At 68.1% G+C, this 19,026-nt stretch carries 19 protein-coding genes; 11 read left to right on the forward strand and 8 right to left on the reverse strand.

The window, feature by feature from the left end; translation table 11 throughout:
• Positions 1-39 precede the first annotated feature (39 nt).
• Positions 40-1,467: a metalloprotease TldD gene (tldD, locus tag QZ670_RS15205; protein ID WP_294256844.1), complete on the forward strand. Its 1,428-nt coding sequence runs from the start codon at positions 40-42 to the stop codon at positions 1,465-1,467.
• Here the strand turns inward: tldD and QZ670_RS15210 are convergent, their stop codons facing one another.
• Both QZ670_RS15210 and QZ670_RS15215 read right to left on the reverse strand, forming a co-directional pair.
• Complete coding sequence (locus QZ670_RS15210) at positions 1,468-1,764, reverse strand: CcdB family protein (RefSeq protein ID WP_294256846.1); 297 nt, start codon at positions 1,762-1,764, stop codon at positions 1,468-1,470. It abuts the gene before it with no gap.
• Complete coding sequence (locus QZ670_RS15215; protein WP_010542665.1) at positions 1,764-2,009, reverse strand: type II toxin-antitoxin system CcdA family antitoxin; 246 nt, start codon at positions 2,007-2,009, stop codon at positions 1,764-1,766. Before QZ670_RS15215 ends, QZ670_RS15210 begins: the two co-directional genes overlap by 1 nt.
• 50 nt (positions 2,010-2,059) lie before the next feature.
• On the opposite strand from QZ670_RS15215, the gene QZ670_RS15220 reads away from it, so the two are divergent.
• Positions 2,060-2,275, forward strand: a complete 216-nt coding sequence (locus QZ670_RS15220) for a DUF2007 domain-containing protein (protein ID WP_294256848.1) — start codon at positions 2,060-2,062, stop codon at positions 2,273-2,275.
• Here QZ670_RS15220 and QZ670_RS15225 read toward each other — a convergent pair.
• The 3 genes from QZ670_RS15225 to QZ670_RS15235 all read right to left on the reverse strand — a co-directional run bounded on the left by QZ670_RS15225 (position 2,265) and on the right by QZ670_RS15235 (position 5,976).
• Positions 2,265-3,482, reverse strand: a complete 1,218-nt coding sequence (locus tag QZ670_RS15225) for a UbiH/UbiF/VisC/COQ6 family ubiquinone biosynthesis hydroxylase (protein ID WP_294256849.1) — start codon at positions 3,480-3,482, stop codon at positions 2,265-2,267. The genes QZ670_RS15220 and QZ670_RS15225 overlap by 11 nt on opposite strands.
• Before the next feature lie 80 nt (positions 3,483-3,562).
• Entirely contained in the window at positions 3,563-4,903 is a 1,341-nt protein-coding gene (locus QZ670_RS15230) for a Gfo/Idh/MocA family oxidoreductase (protein ID WP_294257076.1), read from the reverse strand.
• Positions 4,904-4,905: 2 nt separating this feature from the next.
• Positions 4,906-5,976, reverse strand: a complete 1,071-nt coding sequence (locus QZ670_RS15235; RefSeq protein ID WP_294256850.1) for a Gfo/Idh/MocA family oxidoreductase — start codon at positions 5,974-5,976, stop codon at positions 4,906-4,908.
• Between the two features lie 305 nt (positions 5,977-6,281).
• Here QZ670_RS15235 and QZ670_RS15240 point away from each other — a divergent pair, with 305 nt between their 5' ends.
• From QZ670_RS15240 to ribA, 4 genes are all read left to right on the forward strand, one after another.
• Positions 6,282-8,672: a DNA translocase FtsK gene (locus tag QZ670_RS15240; protein WP_294256852.1), complete on the forward strand. Its 2,391-nt coding sequence runs from the start codon at positions 6,282-6,284 to the stop codon at positions 8,670-8,672.
• A gap of 99 nt (positions 8,673-8,771) precedes the next feature.
• Positions 8,772-9,380, forward strand: a complete 609-nt coding sequence (locus tag QZ670_RS15245; RefSeq protein ID WP_294256854.1) for an outer membrane lipoprotein carrier protein LolA — start codon at positions 8,772-8,774, stop codon at positions 9,378-9,380.
• A gap of 229 nt (positions 9,381-9,609) precedes the next feature.
• Positions 9,610-10,392 carry an exodeoxyribonuclease III gene (locus QZ670_RS15250; RefSeq protein WP_294256855.1) on the forward strand — a complete coding sequence of 261 codons (783 nt, stop codon included), beginning with the start codon at positions 9,610-9,612 and terminating at the stop codon, positions 10,390-10,392.
• On the forward strand, positions 10,389-11,447 hold the full coding sequence (ribA, locus tag QZ670_RS15255; RefSeq protein WP_294256857.1) for a GTP cyclohydrolase II: 1,059 nt from the start codon (positions 10,389-10,391) through the stop codon (positions 11,445-11,447). Before QZ670_RS15250 ends, ribA begins: the two co-directional genes overlap by 4 nt.
• Positions 11,448-11,549: 102 nt before the next feature.
• Here ribA and QZ670_RS15260 read toward each other — a convergent pair whose 3' ends face one another.
• A complete protein-coding gene (locus QZ670_RS15260) occupies positions 11,550-12,248 on the reverse strand; it encodes an HAD family phosphatase (protein ID WP_294256859.1) in 699 nt (232 codons plus the stop codon).
• Positions 12,245-12,913 (reverse strand): YggS family pyridoxal phosphate-dependent enzyme, encoded by a 669-nt coding sequence (locus QZ670_RS15265; RefSeq protein WP_294256860.1) that lies wholly within the window; start codon positions 12,911-12,913, stop codon positions 12,245-12,247. The genes QZ670_RS15260 and QZ670_RS15265 overlap by 4 nt, the downstream gene beginning before the upstream one ends.
• A gap of 22 nt (positions 12,914-12,935) precedes the next feature.
• Between QZ670_RS15265 and QZ670_RS15270 the strand changes: the two genes are divergently transcribed.
• Positions 12,936-13,457 (forward strand): thiamine phosphate synthase, encoded by a 522-nt coding sequence (locus tag QZ670_RS15270; protein ID WP_294257078.1) that lies wholly within the window; start codon positions 12,936-12,938, stop codon positions 13,455-13,457.
• A gap of 14 nt (positions 13,458-13,471) precedes the next feature.
• On the opposite strand, the gene QZ670_RS15275 is transcribed toward QZ670_RS15270, so the two are convergent.
• Positions 13,472-14,203: a hypothetical protein gene (locus tag QZ670_RS15275; RefSeq protein WP_294256862.1), complete on the reverse strand. Its 732-nt coding sequence runs from the start codon at positions 14,201-14,203 to the stop codon at positions 13,472-13,474.
• Positions 14,204-14,409: 206 nt separating this feature from the next.
• Here QZ670_RS15275 and QZ670_RS15280 point away from each other — a divergent pair, with 206 nt between their 5' ends.
• From QZ670_RS15280 to holA, 4 genes are read left to right on the forward strand one after another with little or no spacing between them, the layout of a single operon-like run.
• Positions 14,410-14,847, forward strand: coding sequence for a DUF3576 domain-containing protein (locus tag QZ670_RS15280; RefSeq protein ID WP_294256863.1), 438 nt, complete (start codon positions 14,410-14,412; stop codon positions 14,845-14,847).
• Between the two features lie 13 nt (positions 14,848-14,860).
• The gene (gene leuS / locus QZ670_RS15285) at positions 14,861-17,392 is read left to right on the forward strand and encodes a leucine--tRNA ligase (protein WP_294256864.1); all 2,532 of its coding nucleotides are present in this window, start codon (positions 14,861-14,863) and stop codon (positions 17,390-17,392) included.
• A complete protein-coding gene (lptE, locus tag QZ670_RS15290) occupies positions 17,389-17,892 on the forward strand; it encodes an LPS assembly lipoprotein LptE (protein WP_294256865.1) in 504 nt (167 codons plus the stop codon). Before leuS ends, lptE begins: the two co-directional genes overlap by 4 nt.
• Positions 17,889-18,911, forward strand: a complete 1,023-nt coding sequence (gene holA, locus QZ670_RS15295; protein WP_294256866.1) for a DNA polymerase III subunit delta — start codon at positions 17,889-17,891, stop codon at positions 18,909-18,911. The genes lptE and holA overlap by 4 nt, the downstream gene beginning before the upstream one ends.
• Positions 18,912-19,026: the final 115 nt, after the last annotated feature.

The raw sequence follows: 19,026 nt of genomic DNA on the forward strand, positions 1-19,026 counted from the left end.
AGCGCGTGACTCTGCGCACGCGCCTCCTATATCGGTAGGATGAGCATTCCCACCGATCCCCGCGCCTTCCTCTATCGCGACGGGCTCGATCCCGACGCTGCCGTTCGCCTGACCGCCGATGCGCTGGGCCAGGCCGAGGATGGCGAGCTCTATCTGCAATATCGCAAGTCCGAGGCGTTCGGTTTCGACGACGGCCGGCTGAAGACCGCCGCCTATGACACCCAGTCGGGCTTCGGCCTGCGCGCGGTCTCGGGCGAGACGACGGCTTTCGCCCACGCCAACGAGATCAGCGCCGCCGCGATCCGCCGCGCCGCCGAGACGATGGCGCTGATCGATCCGGCCAAGCAGGGCAAGGCGCCCCCGCCCCAGGGCAACAACCGCCACCTCTATACCGACGCCGATCCGCTCGACCTAGTGCCCTTCGCCGACAAGGTGAATCTGTGCCAGACGATCGACGCCGCTGCGCGCGACCGCGATCCGCGGGTGAAGCAGGTGTCGGTCAGCCTCACCGGCCAGTGGAGCGTGGTCGAGGTGGTGCGCGCCGACGGCTTCGTCGCAACCGATGTGCGGCCGCTGGTGCGGCTCAACGTCTCGGTGGTGGTCGAGCAGAACGGCCGCCGCGAGACCGGCAGCTTCGGCACCGGTGGGCGCGTGGTCTATGACCGGCTCTTCCAGCCCGAGACCTGGAACCGCGCAATCGACGAGGCGCTGGCACAGGCGCTCGTCAATCTCGACGCGGTCGCGGCACCCGCAGGCGACATGACCGTGTTGTGCGGCCCCGGCTGGCCGGGCGTGCTGCTCCACGAGGCGGTGGGCCATGGCCTCGAGGGCGACTTCAACCGCAAGGGCACCAGCGCCTTTTCGGGCCGCATCGGCGAGCGCGTCGCGGCACCGGGGGTGACGGTGGTCGACGACGGCTCGATTTACGACCGCCGCGGCTCGCTTTCGATCGATGACGAGGGCACGCCGACGCGCGAGACGGTGCTGATCGAGGACGGCATCCTCAAGGGCTATATGCAGGATCGCCTCAACGCCCGACTGATGGGCGTCGAGCCGACCGGCAACGGGCGTCGCGAAAGCTTCCAACACGCGCCGATGCCGCGGATGACCAACACCTTCATGAAGGGCGGCAAGGACGATCCCGCCGAGCTGCTCTCGCGCGTGAAGAAGGGCATCTATGCCAAGAGCTTCGGCGGGGGCCAAGTCGACATCGTCTCGGGCAAGTTCGTCTTCTCCTGCACCGAGGCCTATCTGATCGAGAACGGCAAGCTGGGTGCCCCGATCAAGGGCGCGACGCTGATCGGCGACGGGCCGACCGTGCTCCACCGCGTCACCGGCATCGGCAACGACTTCGCGCTCGACGAGGGCATCGGCATGTGCGGCAAGGGCGGCCAGTCGGTGCCGGCGGGCGTCGGCCAGCCGACGCTGCTGGTGGAAGGGCTGACGGTGGGCGGGACCGCGGCCTGATCAGCCGCTGCCGGTAAGTACGTCGATCGCGCCGAGGATGCGGAAGCGCTCCTCGGCCAGCGATCCCACCCGCTCGCGGAGTTCCGCAGTGCGGATCGCGGCGGCGAATTCCGTCATCAGCACCCACGTCTTGCCGTTGAGGTCGAATTGCGGATGCAGTCGCGGCGTTGTCGGCGCGCTTTCGCCGGGCTTCGCAAGCGGAATGACGAAGCGCGTACCGATGGTTGCGAGGCCATCGGCCTGGCAATCGATCACCAAGCCGCCGCCCGCCAGCCGATGCACGTCGAACTGCGCCATTAGAACAGGCGGTAGCGCTCGAGCGGCAATCCGTTTTCTTCGACCCAGCGGTTATGGGCTTCGGCCCATTCGCGGTTCTCTTCTTGCCAACGCCGGTCGCGCTCTGCCTTGGCGGCGGCGCGGATCGCGGCTTCGCAGACCTGCGAGAGATTCAGGCCCACTTCGCGCCCTGCAGCCACCACGCCCGTGTCTAGCGACAGGTTGACCGCCTTGCGCTTGCCGGAAGCGATCGGATCGTGCTTCATGCGGACAAGTTATGCGCATGCCCCATGCGCGTCAATCAGTGGAGGCCGGCATGGCACTCGTCGAACTCGGCCGGTTCAACCGGCAGGAAGCCTTCATCGTCCAGGGCCGGCTGGAAGATGAGGACATTCCCAGCTTCGTGTTCGACGCCGGCGCCAGCATCGCCGACGGCAGCTATCTGCTGATCCCGGTGCGGGTGATGGTCGACGACGAGGACCTCGCCGCCGCGCGCACCATCCTCGACGCGGCGGGCGGCCCTACGCCGTAATTCCCTGGAGCAGCTTGGGCACGTCGCCGCTTTCGCCGCGTGCTTCGCCCATGAACCAGGACTTGAGCGGCGGAATCTTGTCGACTGCCGAAAGGCCGAAGCGGCGCACCGCATTGGGCAGCGCGCCGGGAATGCCGAACAGCCGGGTGAGCCCGTCGGTCGCCAGTGCCACCATGAAGGTGTCGAGCCCGCGCCAGCGCTGGTAGCGCGCGAGCAGCTCGGGATCGCCCATGTCGAGCCCCAGCCGCTTGCCGTCGACCAGCACCTCGACCAAGGTCGCCACGTCGCGGAAGCCGACATTGACGCCCTGCCCCGCGATCGGATGGATGCCATGCGCCGCGTCGCCGACCAGCGCCAGCCGCTCGGCCATGATCCAGGCGGCATGATGGAAGCCCAGCGGATAGGACGAGCGCGACGACAGCGGCCCCAGCTTCCCCAGGAACCCGCCCATCTTCTTCTCCGCCTCGGCTAGATAGGCGCGGTCGGAGATCTTGTGCATCGCCGCCGCGTCGCGGGCGTGGACGGTCCACACCACCGCCGAGCGATGGCCGTTTTCGTCGTCGAGCAGCGGCAGGATCGCGAACGGGCCCTGCGGATAGAAGATTTCGTAGGCGATGTTCTCGTGGGAGCGCTCGTGGCCAAGCGTCGCGATCATCGCGGCATGGTCATAGGTCCAGCGCGCGACCTTGAAGCCGGCCGAATCGCGGGTGGGCGAGTTGCGCCCTTCCGCAGCGATCAGCAGCTGCGCACGCACCGTCGCGCCCGAATCGAGCGTCGCCACCACGCCGTGCGGCCCTCGCTCCACCGACACCGCGCGGGTCTGCATCCGCACGTCCGCCAGTGGCGCTGCCTGCGCTGCCTCGAACAGCGCCGTCCGCAGCACGCGATTCTCGAACATATGGCCGAGCGCGCCGTCATCGGCATCCGGCGCGAAATCGAGCTTGCCCGGCGCCAGCCCGTCGGAGACGCGGATGCCCTCGATCGGGCACCCCTTCCCCGCCAGCCGCCCTGCGACGCCGATTGCCTCGAACATCCGCATCGGCGCGCTCGCGATCGCCGAGGCGCGGCCGTCGAAGGTCGCGCCGAGGATGGTTTCCGGGTCCGCCGGATCGATCACGATCGAGCTGATGCCATGCGCATCGAGCGCCGTTGCGAGCGCGCTGCCGACCAGCCCGCCGCCGAGGATGAGAATGTCCGCCTGGTCCATGGCCCTGCCCTAGCAGGTTCGCACGCGCCTGCCAGCCGTCAACAGGTGCAGGGGCGGCAAACCCCTGCACCTGCCCGGCATCAATGCTGGTGCAGCCGCTCGATGAAGCCGTCCATCCGCTTGGCGAGGAAGCCTGGCGAATAGCTGTCGCGATAGTTGCGCGGATCGGCCTTGGTCGAGGCCATCGGCTCGAACGGCACGAAGCTGGTGGTCAGCGCCACCGCGCTGCCCATCGTGCCCGCGCCCTGAATCGCCAGCGTCAGTTCCGTCACGTGGAGGATGAAATCGGGCGGGATCGGGCACGGCTCGCCCATCCGCAGCGCGCGCGCCGTTTCCGCGACGCCGAGCATCTTGTCCTGCGCGCCAACCTCGCGGCGCTTGGCACCGGCGACCAGCTTCTTGAAGAACGAGGTCTTGCCCGCGGCGTTGGCGCGCATCGTCGCGAACGACTTCCAGTGGCGCACGAAGGGCAGCACGCGCCCGCCCACGCCGAAGCCGCGACCGAACAGCGGCTGGAGCCGCAGGCTGCGCGCCTTGCGGGCATTGAGGCTGAGCTGCGAGAAGCGCTCGAGGAACACCGGCGACTGGTAATGCCGATAGGTATCGGTGCTCAGCTCGCCTTCGTCGCCGATCACCCGCATGCGGTGGTCCGCCGGCGCCGCGATGCTGCAGGTGACGCGGGCAGTGACGCCGCTGACGAAATCGAGCGTCGCGACCGAAAAGTCGGGCGTGTCCGCCGGGTGCATCGGCTGATCGGTCTTGTGCGGCACGACGACCTTCGAGAAGGCGGTGACCGAACGCACCGGGCCAAACATCGCCAGCATCCACACGAGGTGGTAGCCGACATGCTCGAAGGTGCAGCCCATCTCGTACTCATGGATGTACGGCCAGGGCGCGCCGGTGCGGCTGCGCCAGGTCTCGGGCTTCATCAGGTAGATGGGGTTGTCGTCGAACTCGGCATAGATCAGCAGCGGCTTGCCGATCGCGCCGTCGCGCACCGCCTTCCACATCGTCTGGACGCTGTCGCTGAGGAAGTTGCACGGCGCGCTCGACAGCACGAGCCCGCGTTCCTCGGCGATGCGGAACAGCGTGCGCGCCTCCTCCAGATCGGTGGTGAGCGGCTTTTCCGAATAGACGTGCTTGCCGCCTTCGAGCAGCGCGCGGGTCAGCTCGAAATGCGCCTCAATGCTGGTGAGGTTGAGCACCAAGGTCACCGCGGGATCGTCGAGGATCGCCTGGAGATCGGGATATACCGAGAAGCCGTAATAGTCGGAGACCTTGGCCGAGCGCGCCAGATCGATGTCGTACACGCCGCGCACGTCGATCTCCGGGTGCGCCCAGGCGGTGGTCATGTAATGGTCAAACACATAGCCGCAGCCGATGATGGCCACGCCCGTCTTGCCCGTACTTTCGCCCTGCATCTTCACTTGTCCTGTCCCCCGATCCGTTCGCGCACTGTGTCCATGGTTTCCATCACCGCGATGCTGTCCGCCAGCGTCATCTCCGGACTCTCCTTGAGCCCCGCGGCGAGGCAGCGGCCGACTTCCTCGACCTGATAGTGATAGCCGTTGCCGGCGAACAGCTGCCGCTCGATCTTGCCGGACCGCGTCAGCAGCCCGTGCAGCTGCGAAAGCTTCTGCGGCAGCCCCTGTTCGCGGAGCAGCGCCTTGCGGCCGAGCCCGGTGTCGCTTCCCTTCCGCCGCGGCGTCATCCGCTGGAGCCGCACGCCATAGGGGCGGAAGATCGGGCCCTCGAACGCGACGCTGCCATGCGTGCCGCCGATGCGCAGCCCATTGTCGCCGAGCGCGCGCAGGCTGGTGTTGACCGTCGCCACCACGCCGCCGGCGAAGCGCAGGCTGATCGCCGCGTCTTCTTCCACGCCGGTATCGCCGATCCGGCCGAACGCCGCCACGCCCTCGGGCGCGCCGAACAGCCAGTGTAGCAGCGAGATCGGATAGACGCCGAGCTGGGCGAGCGCCCCGCCGCCGCGCTGCGGATCAAAGCTGGTGTTCGCCGCGTCAGGCTCGTTGGTGAAGCAGAATGCGCCATGCGCCTGCCGCGCCTCGCCGATCGCGCCGTCGCGGACGAGGTCGCGCAGGCGGCGCGCGGCGGGATTGAAGCGGGTCCACATCGCTTCCATGCAGAACACGCCCTGCGCGCGGGCGGCATCGGCGATCCGCCGCGCCTCCGCCACCGAGGAGGCGAACGGCTTCTCGATCAGCACCGCCTTGCCCGCCTCGATGCAGGCGATCGCATGGCGCGCATGTTCGGAAGGCGGCGTGGCGATATAGGCGACGTCGAAGGGCGACACCGCGGAAACGCTGTCATAGCCCTCGGCCACCTCCGGAACGCCGAAGGCCTGGGCAAAGCGCCGGCCCGAATCCGCGCTGCGTGACACCACCAGCTGCGGCTTCGCACCCTGCGCATGGCGAAGCCCGGAGACGAACTTCGCCGAAATACCGCCGGTGCCGAATATCGCCCAACGTGTGTCCACTACTGAATCCCCCCAACGTTGTTGCCGCATAGTGCCGGTAGCCAAGAACTTTCGGCCCCGTTGCTGATACTGCTCGCGGTTTCCACTAAAAGCAGTGACCGCGGAACCGTTCCACAGGCGCACCGATTCCGATGCGCGGTTCGTTAACGGCATAGCAGGGATGAACTTGCTGCGCTGCAAAATGTTCGACGCGCCGAGTCCCGCATGCGATGGTACGCATGCCGTACTCCCCCGCGCCTTGACGGCGGAGTCCGCAGGCGCGATGATTCCGCCACGTTTTTCCTTGCATATCCGGAGGCTGGGCGATGGCGTCCCGCGCAGAGGCGCCGCATTGGCGCGACACGATGAAGGCGGGCGTCCGCCGCGGCGGGTTCGTCCTGGCGGGCACCGCCTTGTTCGTGGCAACCGTCGCGCTCGTGCTGGCGCTGGTGAGCTATCACGCCTCCGATCCGGCGCTGAACACCGCCGCGGGCGGACCGGCGCGCAACTGGCTGGGGCCGGTCGGCGCCTGGATCGCCGACATCCTCTACACCATCATTGGCCTGCCGGTGCTGCTGCTCGCCCCCGTCGGGCTGCTCGCCGCGCACCGGATGATGATCGACCGCCCGATCGAGCGCCCGCGCCGGATGATCGGCAGCGCGCTCGCCGCCGCCGCGCTCGCCGCGATCGGGCTGGGCCTGCTCCATTTCGACTGGTCGCTGCCGCTCGACTGGCGGCTGCCCGCCGGCATGGGCGGAATGATCGGCCTGTCGATCGCGGGCGGCGTCGACTGGCTGATCGGGCTGGCGGGCGACCCCGCGGTGTCCTTCTGGGTCGGGCGCGGAATCGGCTTGCTGCTGCTGCTCGGCGGACTGTGGCTGTGGTGGATGCGGCTGGAGTTCACCTCGCCGCTGCGCCTGTTCCGCATGCCGCGCTTCACCCGCTCGACCGGCGAGGAACGGATTGTCGCCGCCCCCGAAAGCACGGGCTTCCGCCCCCGGCCGCAGACCGTGGCGGCGTTCGACGCAGATCCCGACGAGGACGACGACGACCTGCCCTTCGACCGCGATCCGCCGCGCGCCGCCGAACCGCGCCGCGTCGTGGTGCCGGACAATCGCCCCGGCCCGGTGATCGCCGACCGCACCGTCTCCACCGCCCCTGCCCGCGCCAAGCCGCCGGTGCAGGCCGCGCTCGACTTCAAGGACAGCTACCAGCTGCCCCCGCTCGACCTGCTGACCCCGCCGCCGGCCAACCGCACCGCCACCGTCGACAAGGCCGCGCTGGAGCGCAACGCCCGGCTGCTCGAAAGCGTGCTCGAGGACTTCCATGTGAAGGGCGAGATCGTCGAGGTCCGCCCCGGTCCGGTCGTCACCATGTACGAGCTGGAGCCGGCAAGCGGCATCAAGGCCAGCCGCGTGATCCAGCTGGCCGACGACATCGCCCGCAACATGAGTGCGATCTCCGCCCGCGTGGCCACCATCCCCGGCCGCACCGTGATGGGCATCGAGCTGCCCAATGCCACCCGGGAAAGCGTGAGCCTGCACGAGCTGATCGGCAGCCAGCAATTCGAGGAACAGGGCGCCACCCTGCCCGTCGTGCTCGGCAAGAACATCGCAGGCGAGCCGGTGATCGCCGATCTGGCGCCGATGCCGCACCTGCTCGTCGCCGGCACCACCGGCTCGGGCAAGTCGGTGGGGCTCAACTGCATGATCCTGTCGCTGCTCTACCGGCTGACGCCCGAGCAGTGCCGGCTGATCATGATCGATCCGAAGATGCTGGAACTCAGCATGTACAAGGATATCCCCCACCTCCTCGCCGATGTGGTGACCGATCCGCCCAAGGCGGTGCGCGCGCTCAAATGGGCGGTGGAGCAGATGGAGGATCGCTACCGGATGATGGCCTCGGTCAACGTCCGCAGCCTGGCGAGCTATAACGATAAGGTGCGCACCGCGAAGGCCAAGGGCCAGACGCTCGGCCGCAAGGTGCAGGTCGGCTATGATCCGGAGACCGGCAAGCCGATCTACGAGGAAGAGACGCTCGACCTGCAGGTGCTGCCGCTGATCGTCGTCATCGTCGACGAGCTCGCCGACCTGATGATGACCGCGGGCAAGGAAGTCGAATTCCTGATCCAGCGGCTCGCCCAGAAGGCGCGCGCGGCGGGCATCCACCTGATCATGGCGACGCAGCGTCCCTCGGTCGACGTCATCACCGGCGTGATCAAGGCCAACCTGCCGACCCGGATCAGCTTCCACGTCACCTCGAAGATCGATTCGCGCACCATCCTCGGCGAACAGGGCGCCGAACAGCTGCTGGGCAAGGGCGACATGCTCTACATGTCCGGCGGCAAGGGCATCACCCGCGTCCACGGGCCGTTCGTCAGCGACGACGAGGTTCAGGCGGTCACCGATTTCTGGCGATCGCAGGGCGCGCCGGATTACATCTCGGCGGTCACCGAGGAGCCCGAGGACGGCGGCTTCACGCTGGAAGGCGCGCCCGACGGCGAGGACAGCCCCGAGGAGCAGACCTATCGCCGCGCGGTGCAGCTGGTGGCGGAGAGCCAGAAAGCCTCGACCTCGTGGCTGCAGCGCCAGCTGCGCGTCGGCTACAACTCGGCGGCGCGGCTGATCGAGCGGATGGAGCGCGAGAATCTGGTGTCGAAGCCCGACCATGTCGGCCGCCGCGAGGTGCTGATGGATACCGACGGGCGGCCGCTCTAAGGCGATCCGTAACGGGATCGAATCGGGTGGGCTGCGGGTTCACAGCCCGTTCAAGCCCCGCCCGCTACCCGGGTGACCAGCAATTCGGAGACTTTCCCCGTGTTTTCCCGTCCCTTGGCTCTCTCGCTCCTCGCCGCGCCGTTGCTCGTGGCAGCCGCGCCGGCGCCCGAGCTCGACCAGGTCCAGCAGCATCTCAAGGCGGTCACCAGCATGACCGCGGACTTCACCCAGGAAGACCGCAACGGCCGCGTCGTCGCCGGCACGATGACGCTGAAGCGCCCCGGCAAGATCCGCTTCCAGTATGAGAAGGGTATCCCCCAGCTGATCGTCGCGGACGGCAGCAGCCTCTATTTCATCGACTATCAGGTGCGGCAGGTGCAGCGCTGGCCGATCGGCAACTCGCCGCTGCGTGTGCTGCTCGATCCGAATCGCGACATCAGCGGCTATGCGACGGTGAAGCCCACCGCCGACTCCCGCGTCGTCTCGGTCGAGGTGCACGACAACAAGCATCCCGAATATGGCCGGATCACCCTCGTCTTCCAGAAGGATGCCGCGGCGCCCGCAGGCCTCAAGCTCCAGGGCTGGGTGGCGCTCGACGCCCAGAACAACCGCACCACGATCCGGCTGAGCAACCAGCGCTTCAATGCGGCGGTTGCCGATTCGAGCTTCCGCTGGACCGATCCTCGCCCGCAGGGCCGCACGCGCTAATTTCGCTTTCTGTGCAATCGTTCATCCAAGCGACAGGTTCGCGAGTCTAAGAGCGTAGTGCGGATGGGGTTTTTGCCCGGGATTTTTCCCCCTGTTGCCCGGGCCTGGTACCCCTTCCCGCCTGCGTGACGAACGCTAGGTCGGCCCTCGCTCCATTGCCCCCGGAGCGGGGGCCTTTCCTTTTCCGGGTGGTCTGGCGCTCCGCCGAAGAATCGCTACATCGGCGCGCGTGAAGATCGCCTCCTGGAACATCAACTCCGTCCGCTTCCGCATCGCCATCGTCGAGCAGTTTCTGCGCGAGGAAGCCCCCGACATATTGTGTCTCCAGGAGACCAAGGTGATCGACGGCGACTTCCCCGAGGCGCCGTTCCACGACCTCGGCTACACCCATGTCATCAAGCACGGCCAGCGGATGCACCACGGCGTCGCGATCGTCAGCCGCGTGCCGCTGGTCGAGGACGACCGGCTCGACTGGCAGGCCAACCAGGAAGCGCGGCATGTCGGCGTACGGCTGCCCAACGGCGTGCGACTCGAGAATGTTTATGTCCCCGCCGGCGGTGACGTGCCCGATCGCGCGGTGAACCCCAAGTTCGGGCAGAAGCTCGATTTCGTCCAGCGGATGACCGAATGGTCCGAGGCGCTGGCCGTGCCGACCATCCTCACAGGCGACTTCAACATCGCCCCGCTCGAATCGGACGTGTGGAGCCACAAGCAGTTGCTCGACGTGGTCAGCCATACGGCGATCGAAGTCGAGGCGCTGGGCCGCTTGCAGGCGGCGCATGGCTGGGTCGATCTCGGCCGCAAGTTCATCCCCACACCGGCGCGCTGCTTCACCTGGTGGAGCTACCGCGCCAAGGACTGGGCCGCCTCCGATCGCGGGCGGCGGCTCGACCATATGTGGGCCAGCCCCGAAGTTGCGGAGAAGGCCGTCGCACATAAAGTATGCGAGCCGTGCCGCTCCTGGCTCAAGCCGTCGGACCATGTGCCGATCGTGACGGAGTTCGACTTTTGAGCAACGCCCGCGCCGCCGCCGAAGCCGTGGACGCGCTGCGTCGCGGCTGGCCGATCGCCATCCGGGGGGCGGAAGGCACGCTCAGGCTGCTCGCGATCGAAACCGGCGACGGCGCGCGGCTGTCGGGGTTCGATCCCGCCGGCACCGCGCCGGTGCTGCTCTCGGCCGGACGTGCGGCGACGCTCAAGCTCGCCAACCAGCGCGATGCAGCGACTCCGGACGCGCCCGTGCTGGTCGAGAGGGTCGACTGGCTCGATTTCGACGCGGCGACGGCACTGGCCGACCCGCAGTTCGATCTCGCGACGCCGCTCAAGGGACCCTTCCGCGCGATCCCAGTGTTGCAACCCGATGCCGCGACGGCAGCGCTGCGGTTGGCGCGGATCGCCGGGCTGCTGCCGGCCTTCTTCGTGCTCGAAGGCGATGCCGAGGCCGCGATCACCCTCGCCGATATCGACGCGCATGAGGATGCCGATCGCCTGCGCATCGTCGGCCGCGCGCGGCTGCCGGTGGAAGCCGCCGAGGACGCCGAGATCGTCGCCTTCCGCACCGACGAGATGCCCGGCGAGCATATCGCATTGCTGATCGGCCAGCCGAACGGCGAGCCGCCGCTGGTGCGGCTGCACAGCGAATGCCTGACCGGCGACATGCTCGGCAGCCTCAAATGTGATTGCGGGCCGCAGCTCAAGGCGGCGATCGCCGAGATTTCCAAGAGCGGCTGGGGCATCCTGCTCTATCTGCGCCAGGAAGGCCGCGGCATCGGGCTGATCAACAAGCTGCGCGCCTATGCGCTGCAGGATCAGGGTTTCGACACGGTCGACGCCAACACCCGCCTGGGCTTCGCGATCGACGCGCGGAATTTCCGCGTGGCGGCGCGGATGCTGGGCCTGCTCGGCCAGTCGCGCATCCGGCTGCTCACCAACAATCCCCAGAAGGTGGAGACGCTGCGGGCTGCGGGTGTCGATGTGCTGGAACGCGTGTCGCATATACTGCCGGCGAACCCGCATAATGCGCGGTATCTAGCCACCAAGCGGGATCGGACCGGACACGAGTTTTAATCAGGCTGCACCCTCCGCGTGCTCCTGCGAAAGCAGGAGCCCAGGGTTGTTCGGACCTTCGCTACCCTAGGCTCCTGCTTTCGCAGGAGCACGGGGAGGCGCTCACGCGATCAGCCGGGCGACCTCGTCGAAATCGTGGGCGATGTGCTGCACGCCCAGCGCCTTGAGCCGCTCGCCATGGTCGGCGGCGCAGTGGGTGCCCGCGCACAGCCCGATCACCGTCGCGCCCGAGGCGACCGCGCCCTTCACGCCCACGGGTGAATCCTCCAGGATCACGCACTGAGCGATCGGCACGCCCAGCGCGGCGGCGGCGTGGAGATATAGGTCCGGCGCGGGCTTGCCGTTGGCGACATGCTCGCGCCCGCTGAACAGCTTGTCGCCGAACAGGTCGCGCACCCCCAGATGGCGTAGATGGGTGTCGAGCCAATGGGTCGGACTCGACGAGGCGATCGCCTTGGGCAGGTCGGCGGGCAGGCTTTCGAGGAAGCGGAGCGCACCCGCCACCGCGGGCAGCCCCTCCGAAAGCGCGCGGGCGTCTTCCTCCGCCCGAGCTTCGTGGAAGCCTTCCGGCACCGGGCGACCGATCCAATGCTCGATCGCGGCGAGGAAATCATGCCCCGCCAGCCCCATGAAGTTCGCCATCGAATGTTCGGGCGTGGTCGGGTGGCCGATGCTGGTCAGATAGTCAGCGATCTGCTTGTTGCCGGCATATTCGCTCTCGATCAGCACGCCGTCGAAGTCGAAGAGGATGCCGGCGAAGCGCACCGGGATCGTGCTGGACAGGCCCGTCATCGCGTTCATGCGCGGTCTCCGAAAAGCGCCGTGCCGACGCGGATATGGGTGGCGCCGAGCGTCACCGCAGTCTCGTAATCGCTCGACATGCCCATGCTGAGCCCGTCCAGCCCATGGTCGCGCGCCAGCTTGGCGAGGAGCGCGAAGTACGGCGCAGCCTCCAGCCCAACGGGCGGCACGCACATCAGGCCGGCGACCGGCAGGTTCGCCGCACGTGCCTCGGCGAGCAGTGCGGGCACATCCGCCACCGGGCAGCCGCCCTTTTGCGGCTCGTCGCCGATATTGACCTGAAGGAAGCAGGCCGGACGGCGATCGGCCTTGTCCATCGCCTTGGCGAGCGCAGTCACCAGCGAGGGGCGGTCGACGCCGTGGATCGCATCGAACAGCGCGACCGCTTCGTCGGCCTTGTTCGACTGGAGCTGCCCGACCAGATGCAGTTCGACGCCGGGCGTCGCGTCGCGCAGCTGCGGCCATTTGCCCTGCGCTTCCTGGACGCGGTTTTCCCCGAACACACGCTGGCCGGCGTCGATCAGCGGCTGGATCGTCGCGGCATCGTGGGTCTTGGAAACCGCGATCAGGGTGACGTCGGCGGGCTTGCGGCCGGCGATCTTGGCGGCGCGGGCGATCGCGGTCTGCACCGCGGCGAGCCGCTGGCTGGCATCGTCTTGAAGCATGGCGCGGGCTATAGGCATGGCGATGCCGACCCGCCACCCCCCAATCCCGCGCCTGTGGCTGATGACCGACCCGCGGCTGGGCGACTCGCTATGGACCGCACTGGAACGGCTGCCGCGCGGCAGCGGGGTGATTTTCCGGCATTACCAGCTGCCCATCGCAAAACGCCGCGCGCTGTTCGCCCACATCGCCAAGATAGCGCGGCGGCGCGGACTGGTGCTGCTGCGCGCGGGGGCGGAACCGATGCGCGGCGAAAGGGGCACCCATGGACGGCGGGGCCGTGGCCTCACCACCTGGCCGGTACATTCCCGGCGCGAGGCGATCGCCGCGATCCGCGTCGGCGCCGATGCGCTGCTCGTCTCGCCCGTCTTCCCTACTCGCTCGCACCCCGGCGCCCCGGTACTCGGCCCGGTGCGATTCGGCTTGCTGGTTCGCGGGCTGGAGGTGCCGATCATCGCCCTCGGCGGCATGGACGCGCGCAAGGCCAGGCGACTCAAGGCGCTGGGTATTCACGGCTGGGCGGCGATCGATGCCTGGACCCGCTAGCCGGGCCCGCGCAATCAGAAGTGGAAGGCAGTGCCGATATAGATCGACTGGCTGTCGCGACGCGTGTCTTCGTTGAACTGCGTCAGGCGATCGCGCTCGCTCTTGTAGCGCACGCCCGCGGTTACGTCGAGGCGACGCGACACGGCATAGGAGCCGCCGAGATCGAACGAATAGCTGGGCTTGTCGCCGATCAGCACCGGGGTGCCCGCCAGCGGACGATCCTCGCTCGCGGCGAGACGGCCGCTCAGGCGCTTGCCGGCATAGCTTAGCGCCACTTCGGAGCGGTCGCGGCTGCCCGGCTGGGTGTTCGCCATGTCGATATGGGTCACGTCGCCCGAAACGGCGAAGCGACGCCAGCCCACTGCGACGCCGAGATTATAGGCGATCGGCGCGAGGCTGACCGAGGCCGATTTGGCGGCGGCAAGACGGCTACCTGCATCGACGGCGCGATTGGACGCGGTGCGCACCGCAACGGCCACACCGCGAGTCGACGCCGTGCGCGACTCGGCCGGGGTAAAGCGGAAGCCCGCGCCGTTCATCCCGCTGCGCGCCAGCATGGCGGCGAGTTTGGGATCGGCGGATGCCGGGGTGAACCCGCCGGCAGCCTGCACTGCCAGGGGTGCGGGGTGAACGGCCGCCTTCAGCGCGCGGTCTCGTTCCTGTGCCTGGAGCGTGGGCGCGACGAGGAGCCCGGCGGCGCAGAGCGCCCCCAGCCCAAGTCCCGACATCCAACGTACCAAGCGCATTTGCATACCTCTCTAATGGTGGCCCCTACCATGGAATCAAAGCGACGTTCCACCGGTGGCAGCAATTTTCCCGGAGTGTTGCACGCAACCCACAGAATCGTACCAGCAGCAACCAATGGGATACCAGCGCGTCGGCCTTGCTCCCGCCACATCCCGCCCTATAGATGCAGGCACTCATTCCCTTGCCGGTAGGAAGTACGACGTCCATGAACCGCCTGTTGCGCTTTGCGATCCTGGGGTCGCTCGCTGTTTCCGCCTCCGCCTGCAGCCATAACAAGAAGGGCGTGAACGCGGACCTGGCGGCATCGAAGGTGACGACGATCGGCGTCAACGCCTATCTGTGGCGCGCCACGCTGGACACGCTGAGCTTCATGCCGCTGCTCCAGACCGACTCGAATGGCGGCGTGATCGTCACCGACTGGTATGTGAACCCCAACGTCCCCACCGAGCGGATGAAGGTGACGGTGACCGTGCTCGACCAGGATCTGCGTGCCGATGCGCTGCGGGTCGCGGCGCTGCGCGAAGTGAACCGCAACGGCGCCTGGGTCTCGGCCCCCGTGCAGGCCGCCACCGTCCAGAAGCTCGAGGACATCATCCTGACCCGTGCACGCGACCTGCGCCGCGCGGCCGTCGCGACCAACTAATCGGAATTCAAGAATGGCGTCTCGCTTCAATCCCTTGAAGGCGGACGCGGCGTGGCAGAAGGCGTGGGAGGAAAACCGCACCTTCGCCGCCCGCGACGATTCGCCCAAGCCGAAGTCCTATGTGCTCGAGATGTTCCCCTATCCCTCGGGGCGCATCCATATGGGCCATGTGCGCAACTACACGATGGGCGACGTGCTGGCGCGTTTCCGCCGGATGAAGGGCATGGAAGTGCTGCATCCGATGGGCTGGGACGCCTTCGGCATGCCCGCCGAAAATGCCGCGATGGAAAAGAAGGTCCATCCCGGCGCCTGGACTCGCCAGAACATCGCGACGATGAAGGCGCAGCTCAAGCGCCTGGGCTTCGCGCTCGACTGGACGCGCGAGATCGCCACCTGCGAGCCTGACTATTACGGCCAGGAACAGGCGCTGTTCCTCGACCTCTATGAGGCCGGCCTCGTCTATCGCAAGGAAAGCGCGGTCAACTGGGACCCCGTCGACATGACCGTGCTCGCCAACGAGCAGGTGATCGACGGGCGCGGCTGGCGCTCGGGCGCCTTGGTCGAGCGGCGCAAGCTCAACCAGTGGTTCCTAAAGATCACCGATTTCGCCGATGACCTGCTCGAAGGGCTGAAGGGCCTCGAGCATTGGCCGGACAAGGTGAAGCTGATGCAGGAAAACTGGATCGGCAAATCCGAGGGCCTGCAGTTCACCTGGTCGCTGTCCAACGGCGAAGGGCTGACCGTCTACACCACGCGGCCCGACACGATCTTCGGCGCGAGCTTCGTCGCGATCGCGGCGGACCATCCGATCGCGCAAGCCCTCGCCGCGGGCAATCCGGAAGTCCAGGCGTTCATCGAGCGTTGCAAGCAGGGCGGCACCACCGCAGCCGAGCTGGAGACGCAGGAAAAGCTCGGCTGGAATACCGGGCTCACCGCGCAGCACCCGTTCGACGCGAGCTGGCAGGTGCCGGTCTATATCGCGAACTTCGTGCTGATGGATTACGGCACCGGCGCCGTGTTCGGCGTGCCGGCACATGACCAGCGCGACTTCGAATTCGCGACCAAGTACGATCTGCCGATCCGCCGCGTCGTCTCCGAAGGCGACAAGACCGAGTCGAAGTTCGACGGCACCGAGGCCTATACCGGCCCCGGCACGCTGGTGAACTCGCACTTCCTCGACGGCCTCGACGTCGTCGATGCGAAGCGCGAAGTCATCCGCCGCGCCGAAGAGGGCGGCTGGGGCACCGGCAGCACCGTGTGGCGCCTGCGCGACTGGGGCGTCAGCCGCCAGCGCTATTGGGGCACCCCGATCCCGATCATCCATTGCGAGGATTGCGGCCCCGTCGGCGTGCCAAAGGACCAGCTGCCGGTCTCGCTCCCCGAGGACGTCTCGTTCGACGTGCCCGGCAACCCGCTGGATCGCCACCCGACGTGGAAGCATGTCGACTGCCCGAAGTGCGGCAAGCCCGCGCGGCGCGAGACCGACACGCTCGACACCTTCGTCGATTCGAGCTGGTATTTCCTCCGCTTCGCCAGCCAGCCTGCGGACAAGCCGTTCGACAAGGGGGTGGCCGAGCAGTGGTTGCCGGTCGGCCAGTATATCGGCGGCGTCGAGCACGCGATCCTGCACCTGCTCTATGCGCGCTTCTTCACCCGGGCGCTGCGCCACATCGGCCGCATCGACGTGGCCGAGCCGTTTGCCGGGTTGTTCACCCAGGGCATGGTCACCCACGCCAGCTATTATCAGCTCGAAGAGCATGAGGGGCTGGAGCGGAAGGTCTATTTCGAACCGTCTCAGGTGTCGTTCCGCGCGGACGGATCGGCCTATCTGACCGACACCGGCGCGGAGGTTACCGTCGGTCGCGTCGAGAAGATGTCGAAGTCGAAGAAGAACACCGTCGACCCGACCGAGATCGTCGACCAGTATGGCGCCGACGCGACCCGCTGGTTCGTGCTTTCCGACAGCCCGCCCGAGCGCGACCTGGAATGGAGCGAGAGCGGCATCGAAGGCGCCTGGCGCTTCGTCAACCGCTTGTGGCGCCTGTTCGACGGGCTGGAGCAGGCTGAAGGCGAGGACAAGGATCTCGACCGCAAGCTCCACCGCACGATCGCCGGCGTCGCCGAGGATATCGAGGCGCTGACCTTCAACAAGGCCGTCGCCAAGCTCTACGAGCTGACCGCGGCGATCGAGAAGGCCAAGCCCTCCGCCTCGCGCAGCGCCGCGATCCGCGCGCTGGTCCGCATCGTGGCGCCGATGGTGCCGCACATCGCCGAAGAGGCTTGGGCGGCGATGGGCGAAACCGGGATGATCGCCGATGCCGAATGGCCGGCGGTCGATCCGGCGCTGCTCGTCGACGACGAGGTGACGATCGCGGTGCAGGTCAACGGCAAGCTGCGCGATACGCTGGTGATGCCGAAGGGCGCGGCCAAGGACGTGGTCGAGGCCGCGGCACTTGCGTCGGACAAGATCGTTCGGCTGCTCGAAGGCAACGCACCGCGCAAGATCATCGTGGTGCCCGATCGATTGGTGAACATCGTCGCATGAACAAGACCGTCGCCCTGCTCGCCCCCCTCGCCTTCGCGCTCTCCGCGTGCGGGCTGCATCCGATGTACCAGGGGGGCAGCGGCGGGGCGGTGGCGACGACGCTTTCGGCGGTCGAGGTCGCGCCGATCCAAGGCCAGTCGGGCTGGCTCGTGGCCAACGCGCTCAAGGACCGGCTGGCGAACAAGGACGGCGCGGCGGCCTATCGGCTCGAAGTGAAGCTGGACGACCAGATCATCGGCCTGGGCGTGCGGCGCGACGACTCGGTGTCACGCGAGCGGCGGACGCTGCGCGCGCGCTACCAGCTGATCGACCTGCGCAATGGCCAGGTGGTGCTGGATGCCACCGCCGGATCGGACGCGGGCATCGACGTGGTCGGCTCCGAATATGCCACGATCGCCGCGGAGAAGTCGGCGCTCGAGCGGCTCTCGGGCATCGTCGCCGACCAGATCGTCGCGCGGCTGGCGCGGACGGTGCGCGAAGGCGGCGCGCGGCCCAAGTGAAGGCCAATGCGGGCCAGATCCGCGCGGCGGTAGAAGCGCCCAGGCCCGATACCCGCCTCTATCTGCTCCACGGCCCCGACGAAGCGGGCGCCGCCGATCTCGCCCAGCGGCTCGGCAAGGCGCTGGGGCCGGAGGTCGAGCGCATCGACATCGACATGAAGATGCTGCGCGACCAGCCCGGCATTCTGGCCGACGAGGCGGCGTCGCTCTCGCTGTTCGGGGGCGCGCGATACATCCGCGTGCAGGGTATCGAGGAAGGCGCGGCCGAGGCGATCGCGCTGCTGCTCGGCGCCGAGCGCGCGGGCAATCCGGTGGTCGCGATCGGGCCGAACCTCAAGACCAGCGGCAAGCTGGTGAAGGCAGCGATCGCCGCGCCCACGGCCATGGCCTTCGCCTGCTATGTCCCGGAAGGCGCGGGTGCCGCGCAGCTGGCGGGCACGATCGCGCGCGAACATGGCCTGCGCCTCACCGGCGACGTGCCGCACCGGCTGGCGCTGGCCTCGGCGGGCGACCGCGCGGTGCTGACCCGCGAGATCGAGAAGCTGGCGCTGTTCCTCGACGCCGATCCCAAACATCCGCGCGATGCGGACGGCGCCGCGCTCGATGCGATCGGCGCGGATCTGGGCGAAGGCGAGCTGTTCGGCGCGATCGAGGCGGTGCTCGACGGGCGCGTGGCGGAGGTGGGCGAGGAGCTGGCCAAGCTCGGCGAAGGCGGCGGCTCGGCGATTCCCTTGATGCGCCAGCTGGTCCGCCGGTTGATGACGCTCGCCGAACTGCGCGCCGAGATGGACCAGGGCGCCAGCGTCGACGACGCGATGGAGCGCCACCGCGTGTTCTTCAAGGAACGCCCCGCGACGGGGCGGGCGCTGCGCCGCTGGTCCGCGCCGCAGATCGCCCGCGCGATCGAGCGGGTGCGGACGGCCGAGCGGGCGATGATGTCCTCGGGTAGCGCGGGGGAGTTGCTGGCGGAGGTGGAGTGCGTGGCAATCGCGCGAGCCGCGGCACGAGCCAAGGGCTAGCAGCATGCGCTCCCCTCCCGCTTGCGGGAGGGGTCGGGGGAGGGGCTGGATCGCAGCAGCACTTCTTCCACGTCGGTCCCTCCCTTAGCCCCGCCCGCAAGTGGGAGGGGAACGT

Origin of the sequence: uncultured Sphingomonas sp., from assembly GCF_913774285.1 — a bacterium.
In the GTDB taxonomy this organism is placed as follows: domain Bacteria; phylum Pseudomonadota; class Alphaproteobacteria; order Sphingomonadales; family Sphingomonadaceae; genus Sphingomonas.